The organism is Stutzerimonas kunmingensis (assembly GCF_032106285.1).
GTDB lineage: Bacteria > Pseudomonadota > Gammaproteobacteria > Pseudomonadales > Pseudomonadaceae > Stutzerimonas > Stutzerimonas kunmingensis_B.
This window is the reverse complement of sequence record NZ_DAMCPO010000023.1, coordinates 56,930-74,530: the sequence shown is the minus strand read 5'-3', so window position 1 is coordinate 74,530 and position 17,601 is coordinate 56,930. Positions and strand designations below refer to the sequence as shown.

General features: G+C 58.6%; 16 protein-coding genes and 3 tRNA genes. 15 read left to right on the top strand and 4 right to left on the bottom strand.

The features are described from left to right. The 3 genes from RT582_RS17425 to cysS form a co-directional block, all read left to right on the top strand. A partial coding sequence (locus RT582_RS17425; RefSeq protein ID WP_313478816.1) for a group II intron reverse transcriptase occupies positions 1 to 1,060 on the top strand: 1,060 nt, incomplete at its 5' end. A 174-nt stretch (positions 1,061 to 1,234) separates the two neighbouring features. Next, positions 1,235 to 2,902, top strand: a complete 1,668-nt coding sequence (locus tag RT582_RS17420) for a glutamine--tRNA ligase/YqeY domain fusion protein (RefSeq protein ID WP_313478813.1) — start codon at positions 1,235 to 1,237, stop codon at positions 2,900 to 2,902. Then, positions 2,902 to 4,287, top strand: coding sequence for a cysteine--tRNA ligase (gene cysS / locus RT582_RS17415; RefSeq protein WP_312395907.1), 1,386 nt, complete (start codon positions 2,902 to 2,904; stop codon positions 4,285 to 4,287). The genes RT582_RS17420 and cysS overlap by 1 nt, the downstream gene beginning before the upstream one ends. A gap of 60 nt (positions 4,288 to 4,347) precedes the next feature. On the opposite strand, the gene folD is transcribed toward cysS, so the two are convergent. Continuing rightward, complete coding sequence (folD, locus tag RT582_RS17410) at positions 4,348 to 5,202, bottom strand: bifunctional methylenetetrahydrofolate dehydrogenase/methenyltetrahydrofolate cyclohydrolase FolD (protein ID WP_044314724.1); 855 nt, start codon at positions 5,200 to 5,202, stop codon at positions 4,348 to 4,350. 273 nt (positions 5,203 to 5,475) lie between these two features. Between folD and RT582_RS17405 the strand changes: the two genes are divergently transcribed. The 3 genes from RT582_RS17405 (at position 5,476) to RT582_RS17395 (ending at position 5,797) form a co-directional block, all read left to right on the top strand. Then, positions 5,476 to 5,552, top strand: a tRNA-Arg gene (locus RT582_RS17405). A gap of 32 nt (positions 5,553 to 5,584) precedes the next feature. After that, positions 5,585 to 5,660, top strand: a tRNA-His gene (locus tag RT582_RS17400). 52 nt (positions 5,661 to 5,712) lie between these two features. Next, positions 5,713 to 5,797 (top strand) — tRNA-Leu (locus tag RT582_RS17395). Positions 5,798 to 5,938: 141 nt separating this feature from the next. Here the strand turns inward: RT582_RS17395 and RT582_RS17390 are convergent. Next, positions 5,939 to 7,366: a hypothetical protein gene (locus RT582_RS17390; RefSeq protein WP_023445806.1), complete on the bottom strand. Its 1,428-nt coding sequence runs from the start codon at positions 7,364 to 7,366 to the stop codon at positions 5,939 to 5,941. A 349-nt stretch (positions 7,367 to 7,715) separates the two neighbouring features. Between RT582_RS17390 and RT582_RS17385 the strand changes: the two genes are divergently transcribed. The 6 genes from RT582_RS17385 to RT582_RS17360 all read left to right on the top strand — a co-directional run bounded on the left by RT582_RS17385 (position 7,716) and on the right by RT582_RS17360 (position 13,387). Next, complete coding sequence (locus RT582_RS17385) at positions 7,716 to 8,432, top strand: FadR/GntR family transcriptional regulator (RefSeq protein WP_313478809.1); 717 nt, start codon at positions 7,716 to 7,718, stop codon at positions 8,430 to 8,432. Between the two features lie 7 nt (positions 8,433 to 8,439). Beyond that, positions 8,440 to 9,201 carry a sulfite exporter TauE/SafE family protein gene (locus tag RT582_RS17380; protein ID WP_014820296.1) on the top strand — a complete coding sequence of 254 codons (762 nt, stop codon included), beginning with the start codon at positions 8,440 to 8,442 and terminating at the stop codon, positions 9,199 to 9,201. Between the two features lie 117 nt (positions 9,202 to 9,318). After that, positions 9,319 to 9,783 (top strand): response regulator transcription factor, encoded by a 465-nt coding sequence (locus RT582_RS17375; RefSeq protein WP_313285965.1) that lies wholly within the window; start codon positions 9,319 to 9,321, stop codon positions 9,781 to 9,783. Next, positions 9,668 to 10,012 carry a winged helix-turn-helix domain-containing protein gene (locus tag RT582_RS17370; RefSeq protein ID WP_313285963.1) on the top strand — a complete coding sequence of 115 codons (345 nt, stop codon included), beginning with the start codon at positions 9,668 to 9,670 and terminating at the stop codon, positions 10,010 to 10,012. The genes RT582_RS17375 and RT582_RS17370 overlap by 116 nt, the downstream gene beginning before the upstream one ends. Beyond that, the gene (locus RT582_RS17365; protein WP_313478806.1) at positions 10,009 to 11,349 is read left to right on the top strand and encodes a sensor histidine kinase; all 1,341 of its coding nucleotides are present in this window, start codon (positions 10,009 to 10,011) and stop codon (positions 11,347 to 11,349) included. The genes RT582_RS17370 and RT582_RS17365 overlap by 4 nt, the downstream gene beginning before the upstream one ends. A gap of 85 nt (positions 11,350 to 11,434) precedes the next feature. Then, positions 11,435 to 13,387 (top strand): TonB-dependent receptor domain-containing protein, encoded by a 1,953-nt coding sequence (locus RT582_RS17360; protein WP_313478804.1) that lies wholly within the window; start codon positions 11,435 to 11,437, stop codon positions 13,385 to 13,387. Positions 13,388 to 13,484: 97 nt separating this feature from the next. Here the strand turns inward: RT582_RS17360 and RT582_RS17355 are convergent, their stop codons facing one another. Beyond that, positions 13,485 to 13,910 (bottom strand): organic hydroperoxide resistance protein, encoded by a 426-nt coding sequence (locus RT582_RS17355; protein WP_179484202.1) that lies wholly within the window; start codon positions 13,908 to 13,910, stop codon positions 13,485 to 13,487. Between the two features lie 151 nt (positions 13,911 to 14,061). After that, positions 14,062 to 14,538, bottom strand: a complete 477-nt coding sequence (locus tag RT582_RS17350) for a MarR family winged helix-turn-helix transcriptional regulator (protein ID WP_313478801.1) — start codon at positions 14,536 to 14,538, stop codon at positions 14,062 to 14,064. 563 nt (positions 14,539 to 15,101) lie between these two features. Between RT582_RS17350 and nirK the strand changes: the two genes are divergently transcribed. The 3 genes from nirK to RT582_RS17335 are packed head-to-tail and all read left to right on the top strand — an operon-like array spanning position 15,102 to position 17,560. Then, positions 15,102 to 16,529, top strand: a complete 1,428-nt coding sequence (gene nirK, locus RT582_RS17345) for a copper-containing nitrite reductase (RefSeq protein WP_313478798.1) — start codon at positions 15,102 to 15,104, stop codon at positions 16,527 to 16,529. Between the two features lie 44 nt (positions 16,530 to 16,573). After that, positions 16,574 to 16,699, top strand: a complete 126-nt coding sequence (locus RT582_RS17340) for a hypothetical protein (RefSeq protein WP_015277086.1) — start codon at positions 16,574 to 16,576, stop codon at positions 16,697 to 16,699. Between the two features lie 9 nt (positions 16,700 to 16,708). Continuing rightward, the gene (locus RT582_RS17335; protein ID WP_313478795.1) at positions 16,709 to 17,560 is read left to right on the top strand and encodes a c-type cytochrome; all 852 of its coding nucleotides are present in this window, start codon (positions 16,709 to 16,711) and stop codon (positions 17,558 to 17,560) included. The last annotated feature ends 41 nt before the right edge of the window (positions 17,561 to 17,601 follow it).

The following is a 17,601-nucleotide window of genomic DNA, read 5'->3' as shown; positions in this document are numbered from 1 at the left end:
ACAACTCATGGCTACGGAGGCCGGGACGCCGCAGGGAGGAATTATCTCGCCCTGTATGGCAAACGCCACCTTGAATGGCTTGGAAACCCAACTGAAGCGCCATCTGGTGCAGAAATTGGGAGCCAAAAAAGCTAAGAAGATCAAAGTGCAGTGTGTGCGCTATGCGGATGATTTTGTCGTTACGGCAGCCTCGAAAGAGCTGCTGGAGGACGAGGTCAAGCCATGGGTAGAGCAATTCCTGTCGGTACGAGGAGTTGCGCTGTCACAGGCGAAAACGCAGATCACGCACATCAATCAAGGCTTCGATTTTCTAGGGTGGAATTTCAGGAAGTACGTGCCGAAATCGCCGTATAGGAAGGCCAAGCTGCTGATCAAACCCTCGAAGAAGAACGCCTCGGCGTTCTATCGGAAAGTGCGAGAGATCATCAAAAACAGCGGGGCACTGACGCAGGATGCGTTGATCGGCCAGCTGAACCCGGTACTGAAGGGGTGGGCGCAATACCACTCCCCGGTCGTGGCGAAACAGACCTTCAGCAAGCTGGATAGCCTGATTTTCTGGCGACTCTGGAGGTGGGCGAAGCGTAGGCACTCGAAGAAGTCGGCTGACTGGATCAGGAATAAATACTTCCGATCCATAGGTGGGCAGAACTGGGTGTTTGCGTATCCCTACAAAAATGGCAAGGGAGAAAGGCATTACCGACAGCTGTACAAGCTGGCGGAAACCGCAATCGTGCGTCACAAGCGTTTACCGGGTGAGTATCAGCCCTACGACGCGGCGCATGAGCTGAAGTGGGAGGCGTTGAGGGTCCAGCGGATGCAGCACAAGCTGCGTTATCGGGGGCAAATACTCAGCATCTTCCGCAGACAGAAGGGGCTTTGTGCCCTGTGCGGGCATGCGATCAGCAAGGAGACCGGTTGGCACGACCATCACGTCATCAGGCGTGTGGACGGCGGACCGGATACCTTGAGCAATCGCGTGCTGCTTCATCCCAACTGTCATGCGCTGGTGCACAGCCGGCGTGAAAAGGTAACTCTGCGATACGGTGGTCTGGAATGTTAAGATCACGCGACATTGTTGCCGGTCAGCCATCAGCTGACTTTTCGTAAACTTGAGCCGTATGCGGTGAAAGCCGCACGTACGGTTCTTAGGGGGGGACGGGCCAGTAATGGCCTGTCCCTACCCGACATTTGGTCGGCCTACCCTGAGCCGCACTCGCTGATCGTTAAGGACATCATGAGCAAGCCCGAGACTCCCGCCGCTAGCAACTTTCTCCGTCCGATCGTCCAGGCCGACCTGGACTCCGGCAAGCACGCCAAGATCGTCACCCGCTTCCCGCCTGAGCCCAATGGCTATCTGCATATCGGCCACGCTAAATCGATCTGCCTGAATTTCGGCCTGGCGAAGGAGTTCGGTGGCGAGTGCAACCTGCGCTTTGATGACACCAACCCGGCCAAGGAAGACCAGGAGTACATCGACGCCATCAAGAGTGATGTCGAATGGCTGGGCTTTCAGTGGGCGGGCGAGGAGCGCTATGCCTCCAACTATTTCGATCAGCTGCACGAGTGGGCCGTCCATCTGATCAAGGCGGGCAAGGCCTATGTGTGTGATCTGACGACTGAGAAAGCGCGTGAGAATCGCGGCAGCCTGACCGAGTCCGGCAAGAACAGTCCGTTCCGCGAGCGGTCGGTGGAGGAAAACCTCGATCTCTTCGCGCGCATGAAAGCCGGTGAATTCCCGGATGGCGCCCGTGCGCTGCGGGCGAAGATCGACATGGCTTCGCCCAACATGAACTTGCGCGACCCGATCCTCTATCGCATTCGCCATGCGCACCATCACCAGACCGGCGACAAGTGGTGCATCTACCCCAGCTACGATTTCACCCATGGTCAGTCGGATGCCATCGAGGGCATCACGCATTCGATCTGTACATTGGAATTCGAGGATCACCGGCCGCTGTACGAGTGGTTCCTGGCCAACTTGCCGGTGCCGGCGCAGCCGCGTCAGTACGAATTCGCCCGCCTCAACCTGAACTACACCATCACCAGCAAGCGCAAGCTCAAGCAGCTGGTCGATGAGAAGCACGTGAACGGCTGGGACGATCCGAGGATGTCGACGCTTTCTGGCTTTCGTCGTCGCGGTTACACCCCGGCGTCGATCCGCAATTTCTGCGACATGATCGGTGTGAATCGCGCCGGTGGCGTCGTCGACATCGGCATGCTGGAGTTCGCCATCCGCGAAGATCTTGATGCCAATGCAGCCCGTGCGATGTGCGTGCTCAAGCCGCTCAAGGTGGTGATTACCAACTACCCGGAAGGTAAGGTCGAGAACCTCGAGCTGCCGCGCCATCCCAAGCAGGATATGGGCGTGCGGGTGCTGCCATTCAGCCGGGAACTCTACATCGACGCCGGCGACTTCGAGGAAGTCCCTCCGGCTGGGTTCAAACGTTTGATTCCGGGCGGCGAAGTGCGCCTGCGGGGCAGCTACGTCATCCGTGCCGATGAAGTCGTGCAGGATGATCAGGGCAATATCGTCGAGCTGCGCTGTTCCTATGACGAGAACACCCTCGGCAAGAATCCAGAGGGGCGCAAGGTCAAGGGTGTCATCCACTGGGTGCCGGCCGCCGAGAGCGTCGAGTGCGAGGTGCGTCTGTACGATCGCCTGTTCCGCTCGGCCAATCCGGAAAAGGACGAAGAGGGCGGTAGCTTCCTCGACAACATCAATCTGGAGTCGCTGGTTGTGCTCAAGGGGTGCCGTGCCGAGCCGTCGCTGGCCAGTGCCGAACCTGAAGAGCGGTTCCAGTTTGAGCGCGAAGGCTATTTCTGCGCCGACATGAAGGACAGCAAGCCGGGCGCTCCCGTGTTCAACCGCACCGTCACGCTGCGTGACTCCTGGGGTCAATGATGGCGCTGTCGATCTACAACACGCTGACCAAGACCAAGGAAGCGTTCCGCCCGCTGGAAGGCAACAAGGTGCGTATGTACGTCTGTGGCATGACGGTCTATGACTTCTGCCACATCGGTCATGCACGGGTGATGGTCGCGTTCGACGTGGTCACCCGTTGGCTGCGCCACCGCGGCTACGACGTGACCTACGTGCGTAACATCACCGACATCGACGACAAGATCATCCGCCGTGCCAGCGAAAACGGCGAGCCGTTCCAGGCGCTGGTCGAGAGAATGATCGCCGCCATGCACGAGGACGAGACCCGCCTCAACGTACTGCGTCCGGATATCGAGCCACGTGCGACTGACCATATCGCCGGCATGCATACGATGATCCAGACGCTCATCGACAAGGGCTTCGCCTATGCGCCGGGCAATGGTGATGTCTATTACCGGGTCGGCAAGTTCGTCGGTTACGGCAAGCTGTCGCGGCGCAAGATCGAGGACCTGAAGATCGGCGCGCGCATCGAGGTCGATGAGGCCAAGGAAGATCCACTGGATTTCGTGCTGTGGAAGGGCGCCAAGCCAGGTGAACCGAGCTGGGATTCGCCCTGGGGTGCCGGTCGTCCGGGCTGGCATATCGAATGCTCGGTGATGTCGACCTGCTGCCTAGGCGAGACCTTCGACATTCATGGCGGTGGTCCGGATCTGGTGTTCCCGCACCACGAGAACGAGATCGCCCAGAGTGAAGCTGCCACTGGCAAGCAGTACGCCAATGCATGGATGCACGCCGGCGCGGTGCGTGTCGATGGCGAGAAGATGTCCAAGAGCCTGGGCAACTTCTTCACCATTCGGGAAGTGCTGGAAAAGTACCATCCTGAGGTGGTGCGCTATCTGCTGGTTTCCAGCCACTATCGCAGCCCAATCAACTACTCCGAAGACAGCTTGCGCGAAGCCAAGGGCGCCCTGGAGCGCTTCTACAACGGCCTCAAGGGCCTGCCTGAGGCGACGCCGGGTGGCGGCGACGAGTTCATCGCGCGCTTCGGCGTGGCGATGGACGACGACTTCAACTCGCCGGAAGCCTGCGCGGTGCTGTTCGAGATGATCCGTGAGGTGAACCGTCTGCGTGAGTCTGATCTGGCCGTAGCTGCGGCGCTGGCTGCACGTCTCAAGGAGCTGGCGGGCGTATTGGGCGTGCTGCAGCTTGAGCCTGAAGCCTTCCTGCAGGCTGGTGCGGCGGGCAAGGTCGATGCCACCGAGGTCGAAGCGTTGATCGCTGCGCGCCTCACGGCTCGAGCTGAAAAGAACTGGGCCGAATCCGATCGTATCCGCGACCAGCTCACCGCGATGGGGGTGGTGCTGGAGGATGGCAAAGGCGGAACGACCTGGCGTCTTGCTGAATAGAAGGCACGGCGTAATCAAAAACGGCACCGAAAGGTGCCGTTTTTGTTTCACTCGCAGTAGTTATCGGTGCAGATGTTCGGCGGCGTGCAGCGTATTTTCCAGCAGGCAGGCTCGGGTCATCGGACCTACTCCACCCGGAACCGGAGTGATCCAGGCGGCGCGTTCGCTGGCTGGTCCGAATTCAACGTCGCCCAGCAGGCGCCCGTCGGCCTGACGATTGATGCCCACATCGATGACGATCGCCCCAGGCTTGATCCACTCACCCTTTACCAGGCCGGTGATACCGGTCGCTACCACGACCAGATCAGCTCGGCGAACGTGCTCTTCGAGGTTGCGGGTGAAGCGATGGGTCACGGTGGTGGTGCAGCCAGCCAAGAGCAGTTCCAGCGCCATCGGGCGACCGACAATGTTGGATGCGCCCACGACAACCGCATCGAGACCGTGCAGATCGACACCGGTGCTCTCCAGCAGCGTGATGATCCCCTTTGGCGTGCAAGGGCGTAGCAGCGGCATGCGTTGCGCGAGACGACCGACGTTATAGGGATGGAAGCCGTCCACATCCTTGTCCGGACGGATGCGCTCGAGCAATTGCGAAGCATCGAGGTGCTTTGGCAGCGGCAGTTGCACAAGGATGCCGTCGATGGAGGCGTCGTCGTTGAGCTGATCGATCAGCGCAAGAAGATCTTCCTGGCGAGTATCGCTCGGCAGGTCATGGGCCACGGAATTGAAGCCCACCTCCGCGCAATCCTTGCGCTTGTGCGCCACGTAAACCTGGGAGGCTGGGTCGCTGCCCACCAGGATCACGGCGAGGCCGGGAGCGCGAAGCCCTTGGGCGCGGCGTTCGGCAACACGACCGGAGATCTGTTGGCGAATGTTGGCAGCAATCGTTTTACCGTCGATCAGTTTTGCGGTCATGACGCTTGGTTAACCATTGGAGAGGACTTGGAAAGGGCGCGTATTCTCGCATGTCGCAGCGATGTGGCAAAGGCGAAGCAGCTACCGGCACCTGTAACTCCTTTATCTAACTGAAATTTTTTTGAATTTGCTGTTGACGAGTGTTTGGAGCCTCTATAACATTCGCCCCGCTTGTCGAGCACAGCCTGCTGCTGGGTAAGATGGCTTTCGAAGAGGGTTACTTCTTCAATAGCCGGAGCTTCAAGTCTGCGCTCCGAACAGAATGCAGATAAAGCGCCCGTAGCTCAGCTGGATAGAGCATCCGCCTTCTAAGCGGATGGTCGCAGGTTCGAATCCTGCCGGGTGCGCCATTTCGGCCTCTGGCACAAGCAAATGCAATATGGTGGGCGTAGCTCAGTTGGTAGAGCACAGGATTGTGGCTCCTGGTGTCGAGGGTTCGATCCCCTTCGTCCACCCCATATTCCAGAAAGCGCCAGGCATTGCCTGGCGTTTTCGTTTAAGCCCTGCTTGGCGGACGTGGTGAAATTGGTAGACACACCAGATTTAGGTTCTGGCGCCGCAAGGTGTGAGAGTTCGAGTCTCTCCGTCCGCACCATCTCATGATTTCGAAGCTTTGCAAGAAGAATCGAAAATCTTTAAAAGCCCCGTAACAGGGGCTTTTTTGTGTCTGCTGTTGTAACACGTGAGGCTACGCACGATGCCTTGCAGCGCAGACGGCGGAGGTTGATGGTACTGATTATCCTCGCCGCCACAGACGACTCAATCGATGCCATGCGGGGCGTTGTAGCTCAGGTGGTTCAGGCCAGTGGGCCTTCTTGCTTTCGCATTGCACTATGCCGTTGGTACCGAGCCTCAGGCGCCAGCGCTGGGCCGATGGAAAATGCTCACCGGGATTGGTGTGCAACAGCAGCAGGTTGTAGTCGTGCTGCTTCTCGATGGGGTGGGCTTGAACTGAACCTTTGCTGCCATCGCTGGCGGAATCATCTTCGTCGGCCGGGACAAACAATTTGTTGTGGCTCGCCTGGATCATCGCGCAAAGCTGTTCGCAATCCAGCGTGAGCCGCTCCCGAATCTCGTCGTGTTCCAATGCTGCGTTGTCCAGACTCAGCAGCACGCGATAGCAGATGATCTGCCGCTCCTCGTTGGTGGCCCATTTGCCGGAGTGTTCCCGAACCAGGGGCGGTAGATCCGCCAGCTTGCGGTAGTCGAGCCAGACCCGTTGCTGCGCGAGCAACTTGCGGGTGTAGGGCATGAACAGGCGAATCTTCCAGCGCGGCTTGCCTTTGCGTAGTCTGCGGGTGATGGCGGTGATCATGTCGTCGCGCAGCAGATCACGGACGGCGTAGACCAGCGCTATCACAAGCAGAAGAGTGAGCGAGAGTTTCTCGCTGGCGTCGCGCGCATTGAACAGGAAGTAGGTGAAGAGCGACATGATCAGCATCGTCGACGCCGCCTTGACCAGCTTGTGAGTGCCGGCGCCCAACTGCGTAACCTTCGAACGCAGCAGTACTGGGTACTCCAGCAGCCGGTGATATAGAGCCATGCGGTTCCATATGCGTGTCGGGGTGCCGTGGAAGTCGCTCAGGTACTCGCGCTCCTTACGGTATCTGTGTTCCTGGTGCAGGAACTCCGCCACTGATTGCTTGAGTTCCTCGTCGAGGGCCGCGTAGCCCTCGAGGGTCATGCTTTCCAGCAAGAATTGCTCGGCATGCCACGAGAAATAGATGTCCATCTGGCGGAAGTAGCGCTGTTGGTTGCTCTGCTTCGGGCTGGACTTGCGCAGGCGTTGCGCGAAGTTCTGGCTGAGCCGCAGGGCGCGCGCTACGGGCTCTGCCACAGCTTCGGACGTGAGCATCTGCTGACGCAACCGCTCCATCGAAGCCTGGTACTGGAAGAACCAGGAGCCGTACATGATTTCGTAGTGCGGTGAGAGCAGCACGAAGGATTGGTCAGCCTTGCTGATGCGGTCCTTCGATGGCATGCCAAGCAGCCCGAAACTGTGCGTCAGGGTGGTAAAGAAAAACTGCTCTTCCGACAGGGTCCAGGCCGACAGGTTGCTCTCGTGCGGGGTGAACAGATACAGCTCGATCTTGTGCCGTCCAGGCTGCTTCAGCGTGCGGGTCAGCTGCAGGCGAAAATCACCTTTGCGCTTGAGCGAAAACACGGAACCCCCCAATGACAGTAAAACGCGGCCAGCTTACCAAGCTTTGCTAGCAGGTACGCGAGGCTGGCCTCTGCCGGAGCATGGTTCTATCGGGAAGCCTTGCGCATAGCCCCTTTTGCCTGTCCCAGGCTATGCAATACGCGAGGATAACTGCTCGCCACATTCGCAAGTCTGCTAGTCACCACAGCGCGCTCGCTGCACTCCGGGCAACACGCTTGTCTGCCGCGGCTCACAGCAGCAGTCGAGCTACCTGCGGCTGACAAGGAAATGATCGATTGAAGCATCCAATTGTGTACCGGATGAAATTCATCCTATGATTGAAACATAGGATGAATTGAAAGGTGATCATATGTCGTTGCAGTACACCTCGCGCTCGTCACTTGTAGAACGGGTAATCGAGCAAATGCGGTCGCAGATCAATGCTGGCGAATGGACGCCGGGTATGCGAATTCCTACCGAAAGCCAGCTCAGCAACTCTCTAGGTGTTGGCAGGAATACCGTCAGAGAGGCAGTGCGAGCACTGGTTCATACCGGGGTGCTGGAGGTCCGCCAGGGCGCGGGGACGTTCGTGCTCTCCAGTCGAGACCCGTCTGGATTACTCCAGCGCCTAGATCACGCCGCGCTGCATGACCAGCTCGAAGTCCGACGCGCGCTGGAGGTCGAAGCTGCGCGTCTGGCTGCGTCGCGGCGCACGGATGAGGACCTGCAAACGATACGTGACGCTCTCGGAGTGCGAGGGACCTGGACCGATGACGCCTCACTTGAAGCGTTCGTCGAACGAGATGCCGATTTTCATCTGAGCATCGTCCGCGCCAGCCACAACACCACGCTGCTGGAAATGTATCAGTTCTTCTGGGCGGGTCTGCAGAACACCATTGCCAAGACGGAGGGCGAGCAGCAGCTCCCGGAACCCACCTATGCAGCACACGCAGCTGTCTATGACGCCATAGCCCGTGGTTGTCCCGAGCAGGCTGCCATAGCGGCCAGCGAGCTATTGACTCCGGCGCTCGAAACGCTGGCCAGTACGCTGGAAACCGATTCTCGAAACGTGGACACAAGGGAGTAGAACTTTCATGGATCATTCGATCACGACGTGGGCAATTCTGCTGGTTGCCGCTTTTCTTGGCGGCGGGCTGAACGCCATTGCCGGTGGCGGTAGTTTTTTCACGTTCCCGGCATTGGTTTATGCCGGCGTGCCTGCTGTGGTGGCCAATGCCTCAGGCACGCTCGCGCTTCTACCTGGCTATTTTGCAAGTACCTGGGGCTATCGAGAGGACCTGCGCCCGCCAGCAACGCTGTCGATGGGGACGCTCGTTGCCATCAGCCTCGGCGGCGGTGCAGTAGGGGCGGGGTTGCTGCTGACCACGCCCGATGACGTATTCCGTGCGATCGTGCCTTGGCTATTGCTTATCGCGACGCTGCTGTTCGCCTTCGGGCCCTGGTTATTGCGCAGGTTCAAGCGCGATTCGACCGAAAATGAGGCGAATGCACTGGTGCAGGGTTTCACTCTGGCTGTTGTCAGCGTATACGGCGGCTACTTCAATGGCGGTCTGGGCATCGTGCTACTCGCTGCATTCAGCTTGCTCGGCCATCGAGACATCAACTCGATGCAGGGGCTCAAGAATCTGGTTTCGTCTGTACTGACCGCGATCGCCGTGTCTGTATATGCATTCGGCGGTGCGATCCTGTGGCGCGAAGCGCTGGTGATGATGCTGGCGGCGACTGTCGGCGGCTATGTCATGGCACGCGTCGGTCGCCGGCTCCCTTCGAGCTTCGTTCGGGCGGTCGTGATCATCACCGGTGCCGTGATGACGGTGCTTTTTTTCCGCGCCTGATACCGGCTTCCTCCATAGGGACCGATTCCGCCTTCTCGCCAATCACTGCTTTCGCTTAAACTTGATGAGAATTGTTATCTTTAAGCGATGGGTGCATCCACCCAACAGGGAGTGGCAATGGGCGGATACCTGGCTGATGTGCTGGTTATAGAAGACGATCAGGTTCTCAGCGCTCAACTCGGCGATCTGTTACGCCTGCAGGGATATGCAGTGCGCTCCAGCTTGCTCGGCGAAAGCGGGCTGGCTATGGCGTTGGCCAATGCACCGGACCTGGTGCTGCTGGATGTGATGCTGCCGGACATCAATGGGCTTTCTGTACTGCGCCGGCTGCGCGAGCAACAACAGACACCGGTGATCATGCTCACCGCATGCGGAGCAGAGGAAGAACGGATTCGCGGACTGCGCCACGGCGCGGATGACTATCTGTCCAAACCATTCAACCTGACCGAACTACAGCTGCGCATCGATGATCTTGCGGCGAACTCGCAGCATGGAACATCGCGTACCGTCGCCATCGACGCTTCAGGTCGATTCACTTGTTCTCGAACGATGCGGTCTACATGCACGCGCCGGCTCGTATGACCTCTCGCTGACGCCATTGCAGTTTCGGCTGCTTTGGCAGTTCTTGCTTCAGCGTGGGGAGGTGCTCAGCAAGCCTTATCTCTACCGTGTGGTTCTGGAGCGTGAGTACAGCGGTTATGACCGCAGCCTCGACATGCACGTCAGCCGGATACGGCGACGTTTGAGCGAGGCAGGCGTGGCAGCCGACCGACTGCAAACGCTCCACGGACGTGGCTACTGTTTCCAATGAATCGGCGCCTGTTCTGGAAACTCTGCCTAGGCGTGGCGCTGGGTAGCGTAGCGTTGTTCTGGGTCATCGCACGGCTTAGTGGTCAGGCCGAAGAGCAGATGAGTTTCATTGACGCCGACCATCAGCGCACCCTGCGTCAGTACGCACTGCAGGCTGAAGAGTTGTATCGCACTGGCGATGAGCAGGCGCTGCGGGACTGGCTGCGCAGTGTGCAGCGCCAGGAGCAAACCTGGGCAGCGATAGTCCAGCCGCAGCTGCAAGCCTTGGCCGGCAGTGAATTGTCCAAGCGCTTCCTCAGTGAGTTTAGTCTCGGGCGGGACCCGTCCTGGAAGATCCACCTCTACTTTCAGGACAACCCGATCATGGACGTGCCGTTCGCCGATGGACAGCGGCATTTTCTGATTCAGCTGCCGCAGCGAATGCGGCCCGGGCATTACTGGTACCCCGCGCGGCTGTTGCTCGAGCTGGTTCTGCCGCTGATCCTCTTGGTGATTGGCTGCCTCTTGCTGTATCGCCATCTGATGCGACCGCTGAATCGACTCCAACAAGCAACCCGTCGCTTCAGCGAAGGGGATTATGAAGCTCGGGCCGGAGTGTTGCTGGGCTCGCGACGCGATGAGCTGGCGGGCCTGGCCGAGACGTTCGACTCGATGGCTGAGCGTATCGGAAGCTTGATTATTGATCAGCGCCAGCGTTTGGCCGAGATGTCCCACGAACTACGTACGCCGCTGGCCCGTATCGAGATGGCGGTGAGCCTGGCTGAGCAGGGCGGAGGGCCAACCATCCTGCTACGGCGTATCCGCCAGGACTGTACCGCGATGCGTGCGCTGGTCGAGGATTCACTGACGTTGAGCTGGCTCGAGACCGAGCGCCCGAGGCTGCGCGACGAGACGCTGGATCTCACCGATCTGCTTGACAGCATTATCGACGACGCACGTTTCGAATTTCCGGACCGCCACATCGATACGCAACTTCCCGTAGAGGCTGAACTAACTGGCAGTTGCCACCGCGCGCTTGGCCAAGCGATCGAGAACATCGTACGCAACGCTCTTGAACATACGCCACCCGGTGGCACGGTGAGCATTCATCTGAACTGCGATCCACAAACGTACCTTCTTGAGGTGATCGACGAAGGACCTGGGGTGCCAGAGCAATGGTTAGAGCGTATTTTCCAGCCATTTGAGCGTTTGAGTTCAGATCGAGCGGGATTCGGTCTTGGGCTGGCTCTAGCGCAGCGCCAGGTCTTCGCCATCGGTGGCTGCTTGACTGCGCGCAATAATGAGCAAGGAGGGCTTTGCATGACTATCCGGTTGCCACGCGAGGTCTCTGCCGCGTAACAGTTGTAAAAGTGATACAGAAGGCCGACCCTTCCGGTGACAATCATTAATACGAAACGTTCGCATTAATGATCGAGGTTCACCAATGCAACATTGTCCATGCCAGCGATCTTTACTTGGCTCCTTATCGTTCGCTGCGCTGTTGAGCGCTTTGCCCTGCCAGGCTCAATCCAGCGATCCCCTTGAGCTCGACGGTGTCGAAGTGACGGCGCGCCATGTTCAAGAGGACAGCGTTGAGGCCGAACAACTTCAGCATTTTCAGGCGGCTGATCTTCAGGATGTGTTCGAGTCCAGCCCCGAGGTCTCGGTTGGCGGCGGTCCCGGAGTCGCGCAGAAGCTCTATTTGCGTGGCTTCGAGGACACGCTGCTCAATATCACGATCGATGGTGCCAGCCAGCCGGGTCAGACGTTCCACCACACCGGTCGCATTGGTATCGAACCGGAACTGCTAAAGCGTGCTGAGGTGCAGGCGGGTACGGGTGACGCGACTTCCGGGCCAGGGGCGCTTGGCGGTTCGATTCGATTCGTCACCAAGGACCCCGATGATCTGCTGCGGGAGGGCGAACAGGTAGGCGCGCTTATCAAGGGTGGCTATTTCAGCAGTGCTGAGGGTTACAAAACCAGTTCGAGTCTTTACGGCCGCTTCAACGAAAACTGGTCTGCATTGGCCGTGGCGACCTATCAAGACCAAAACGATTACGAAGATGGAAACGGGCGCGATGTGCTGGGCACGGGCGCGCGTCAACAACTAGGTTTCGCCAAGCTGGTCGGCCGGTTGAACGATGAGCAGACGCTGCGGTTGTCCTACGAGAAGCGCACCGATGAAGGCGAACGCACCCAGCGACCTCAATGGATCCCGAGCAGCTTCAATCCGCTCTTTCCTTTGGAAACAGAGCGTGAAACCTGGACGTTGAAGTACGGCTGGAACCCGCTAAGCGAACTGGTCGATCTTGAGGTGACTACCTACCACACGTCCACAGAACTGCAGCAGGATGGCCGCTGGGGACTGTATATCGGCGATACCGCTAGCGCAGGGTTGGATGTGCGCAATACCAGCGAATTTGGCGCTCATCGTCTGACGTATGGGATTGACTACCGAGACGACAAAACCAGTCTAGGCCCTGCCGGCGATCGCGATCTGGATCAGGAGGAGGGCAGTGTGCTCGGTATCTACGTCCAGGATAGTTATCGGCTGACCGAGAGGCTGCTGTTGGGCATGGGTGTTCGTTACGATCGATACCGCCTTGATGATCGCGACGGGCAGGACTTCGCCGACGCAGGCTTCAGCCCAAATCTGAGCCTTCGCTACCAGGTAACTCCGCAACTTGCGCTGCTCGCTGGGCACTCCCAAGCGCTTCGCGGCGTGCAAGTCCGCGATGCGTTCAAGCTTGACGCGGCTGCCAACGAGGCGGATCTCGATGCCGAAAAAGCGCGCACCAACGAGCTGGGATTCGAATTCCGAGAGGGCGGTTTGGAGCTGTCCGGCAAGATCTACGATACGCGGATTCGCGATGCGATCTACGATCCCAGCGGCCGTCCCAATCTCTATGTGAACGGCGGGACGCTGAAAAGCCGCGGCGTTCTGCTCCAAAGCGCTTATCACTGGCAGCAGCTGAGCGTTGGGCTGAGCTTCCACCATAACGATATCGAGCTGGACGGCGATGACCTGAACGTATACGAACACAATGGTCTCGGTACCACACTAGGCGATACGTGGATTGGCTTCGCTGATTACCGGGTTGGTGACAGGTTGAATTTGGGCTGGCAGGGCCGTTTCGTTCAGGCGGTGGATTCACTGCACACCGGTGTCGGCACTCTGAACAAACCAGGGTATGGCGTGCACGACCTTTATGCGCAATGGGCGGCTTTGTCCGATGAACGTCTTGTCCTGAACCTGACGTTGAAGAACGTCTTTGACAAGCAGTATCTGGATCACGCCAGTAACGAAGATTTCGAGCGTATCCCAGGCTACGAAGGTGTGCGTGGCAGTTACGAGTCTGGCCGCGAGCTGCGCCTCGGTGTGGCTCTGCGAATCTGATGATCTCTGATCAGGGCGGGCCTGAGGTCGCTCACTTGACTGTATGACCCGAAGAGCATTTTTCGGGTCACCAGACGTATCGACGCACTCAGGGCTGTCAGCTCAGAACCAGGCGGACGTCGATGTTCCCGCGAGTTGCATTGGAGTACGGGCAAACCTGATGTGCAGCGTCGATAAGGCTTTGGGCCAGCTCCCGGTCAAGGCCTGGCAGGCTGATCTGCAGCTCGACCTCGAGGCCGAACCCGCCAGGGATCTGGCCGATACCGACGTTGGCGGTAACCGCGGTGTCGGCCGGCAACGTTTGCTTCTGCTGGCCAGCGACGAACTTCAGGGCGCCAATGAAGCACGCCGAATACCCGGCCGCAAACAGCTGTTCCGGGTTCGTTGCGTCGCCTCCCTGACCGCCCAGCTCGCGAGGAGTGCTCAACTTGACGTCAAGGTTGCCGTCCGACGAAACGGCTCGCCCATCGCGCCCTCCGGTGGCCGCAACGGTTGCTGTGTAGAGAGGCTGAATGGATTGCATGATTTTCTCCTTAGCGTAGTGGAAATTATTTTGCGCGCTAACTAAATGCCGTGAGGAAGGTAGCCAGGATTTACTTTGCGCGCAAGGTTTTTCGCCCTTCGGCCATTTCGCCGCTGGCACAGCTGCGAGCATCGTCGGCCGCTAAGGGGGATTAGGCGAGTTTTTGCAGTGCGGTGCGCAGGGCGATGATTTGCGTCTTTAGCGCTGCCACCGTTTCTGCGGTCTGCCCGCTGGCGCTGAGGATACTGGTCGGAAAGCATTCGGCTTCAGCCTGTAATGCTCGACCCTGCTCGGTCAGGCGCAGTTCCACTACCCGTTCGTCATCGCTGCGGCGAGTGCGAGTGATGAAGCCTTCAGCCTCAAGCCGTTTCAGTAGCGGTGTGAGCGAGCCCGGATCGGTCAGCAGGCGCGCGCTGATGTCACCTACGGTGATGCCATCGCCTTCCCATAACACCAACATCGCCAGGTACTGCGGATAGGTTAGGCCGATCCGTCGAAGCATCGGCTTGTAGACCTTGGTCATCAGCAACGAGGTCGAATGCAAAGCGAAGCAGAGTTGGTTGTCCAGCTGCAGGGCCGGACAGGAGCAGGGCTTGGTCATGATCGGAATGGTCGGGAAAGGTGGCATAACGTTATCGCCCAAACCTCTGGCGCGCAAATGTAGCGAAATCACGTCTGTTAGCCGTAATAGCAGAGCTGTAGGAGCGCCTCTTTCAAAACGAGCTCATTTCGCCTTAAAGAGAGAGAAGCGGGAGCTTATAAATAGCGGCTCATTTTCAATGAAATTAGATTAGCGGTTACGTGCGTATTGTTCTTGTCGCGCAATTGAACACCTACAGAAAAGTTTTTGATACTTAAGCGGGCGTTCGGTTGGATATGGACTAGCGCTATCCCATTAAAAATGGCTGACGATTGTAGCCCGGTATCTATCCGTCTGCTCTCTTTATCGACGGTAGAGGACGACCTCTGACCGCCTGTCGGCAGCCTCGTCGCCAAGACTCAAGCACATTCCAATGCTGGTATTAATTCCGCGCCGTATGCGCTGGCTGCCATGCCTGCGCCAGGCTTGACTCGAATCAATTCTTTCCCTATCTGGGATTAATACCAGATCAATTATTCTGCGCTTTTAATAAGCTTCTTTTGAATTGATAGGATGCGCCGCAACTTTTTACTCCGACGGATAGTTTTCTCGTGACTAAACTGATGGTCGAGATCAACTCGATGTTAAGAGGGCCAGGCATGCGCCATTGTTCTAGAGTTCTGCTGCTCGTGTTACTGGTTTTACCAAGTGTCCTTTGGGCGCAAGCGAAATCCAGTAGCGATGTAAGTTACCGCCCAGATGTCACGATTACACTTAGGACCGACATCGCAGATGGAAAACTCGTCTATGTCAGTGAGTCCGGCCCGACGCGTGGCGAAGTGAATCCCGAATTGCGGGTGCCCGAAGGTGCGGTGGTTCAGATCAATCTGATCAATGGCGACGGCGCAGTGCATGATATCGCCATACCTGAATTCGACGCTGCGTCCAGCGAAATTTCCGGCAAAGGCGCAGCGACCGGAATCGTGTTTCGTGCGACCAAAAGCGGGACGTTCGAGTACTACTGCACACTGCCTGGCCACAAGGCTGCGGGAATGGTCGGCAAGCTGATTGTGGGCGATGGACCGGCGGCGGTCGTCGAACAAGGCAAGGATTTGTCCAAGGATCCAACCCAGGTAGGCGAGCCGGTTGGTGACCGTGAACCGAAGAGCATCACCCTTGACCTTCGCACGACCGAGGAGGAGGGCCGCCTCGCCGACGGGAGTACCTACAAATTCTGGACGTTCGACGGCACGGTGCCCGGCCCCATGGTGCGGATACGCGAGGGCGATACCGTCACCCTTAATCTCAGTAACGAGCCTGACAGCGCCCATATCCATTCCATTGATCTGCACGCCGTGACGGGCCCGGGTGGTGGTGCGGCGGTTACCCAGGTGGCGCCGGGGCAAACACGCTCCTTCACCTTCAAGGCATTGCAGCCGGGGCTATACGTCTATCACTGCGCTACGCCGATGGTTGCTCAGCACATCAGTAACGGCATGTACGGACTGATTCTGGTCGAGCCGGAGGGCGGACTGCCGAAGGTCGATCACGAGTTCTATGTAATGCAGGGTGAGCTGTACACCGCCAGCCCCAGGGGGGCGCGCGGCCTGCACGAGTTCTCGCTGGACATGCTGCTGGGTGAAACGCCGCAGCACATGATGTTCAACGGCGCGACCGATGCGCTGACCAAGACTCACAAGATGGAAGTCAACGCAGGCGACAGCGTGCGCATCTTCTTCGGAGTCGGTGGCCCCAACCTGATCTCCAGCTTTCACGTCATCGGTGAAATCTTCGACAAGGTATTCGACCAGGCTTCGCTGACCAGCCCGCCGCTGACGGATGTGCAGACGACCCTCGTACCTGCCGGCGGAGCGACCATGGTCGAGTTCGTCGCGGATTACCCGGGCAGATACATCCTCGTTGATCACGCCCTGTCGCGCGCCGAGAAAGGCCTGAGCGGTGTCCTGACGGTGAAGGGCGACGCGGATTCCTCGATCTTCTCCAGCCCCGAACCGATCGATCCGCATTCCGGGCACTGAACGCGGTTTGCTTATACGGCAGCTAACGCTGCGAAGGAGAAAGCATGCAGGCTCGAAAGCTCTACGGCCCGTTGAAGATCCTGAGTGTGGTCGTGCTGGCGCTGATGTTCGGCGCGATGCTCTATGCATTCACGATGACGCTCATTCACTGGACAGGCATCAATGTCTGAGGGCACGCCATGAACAACCGTCAAGCGAGGCTCTTCGCGATTGCTGCAACCGGTGTGGCGACGCTCGTGTTCATCGGGCTGACGGTGGATAGCCACCGGCAGTTTCCCAAGCTGACCAATGCCGACAGCATCACGGCGGAGGTCAAGCACGGGATGGATGTCTGGCACAAATACAACTGCATCAACTGCCACACGCTGTTCGGCGAGGGCGCGTACTACGCGCCCGATCTGACGAAGATCACCCAGCATCGCGGCGAGCCATATCTGAAGGCTTATATGCGCGATCCCTCGAAGTTCTACGACGAGAAGATCCATCGGCGTCTGATGCCGAAACAGGACCTGGCCGAAGACGAAATCAGTGACCTGATCGCCTTTCTCGACTGGGTCAGCAAGGTGGACAACCAGGGCTGGCCGCCGCGACCGATCCTGGTGACCGGCAGTTTCGTGCCAGGTGCAGACACACTGAAGACTGGCGGCGAGCAGCGCAGTGATTTACCGCCTGGTGCCCGGCCGGTGGATGCCGGGGATGACGAACGTGCGCTGGGTGAGCAGGTTTTCCGAAGCGCAGTGCCTGCCTGCAATGCCTGCCACTCCACCGCACCCGGCGCTGATATGGCTGGCCCCACGCTCGCCGGTATCGCAACTCGGGCGGCGGCTATCGTCGCGGCGCCCGACTACCAAGGGCAGGCGCAGGATGCGCACGGCTATATCCGTGAGTCGATCGTGTCACCCAGCGCGCACATCGTTCCCGGCGCGATGTATTCGGCAGACGGCACCTCGTTCATGCCGACCGGTTACGACGGCAGCCTGACGGATGAGCAGATCGATCAGCTGACGGCCTATCTCGAAACGCTCAAGTGACACGACGGCCAAGCCGACCCACGTTCGCTTCAAGGGGAAAC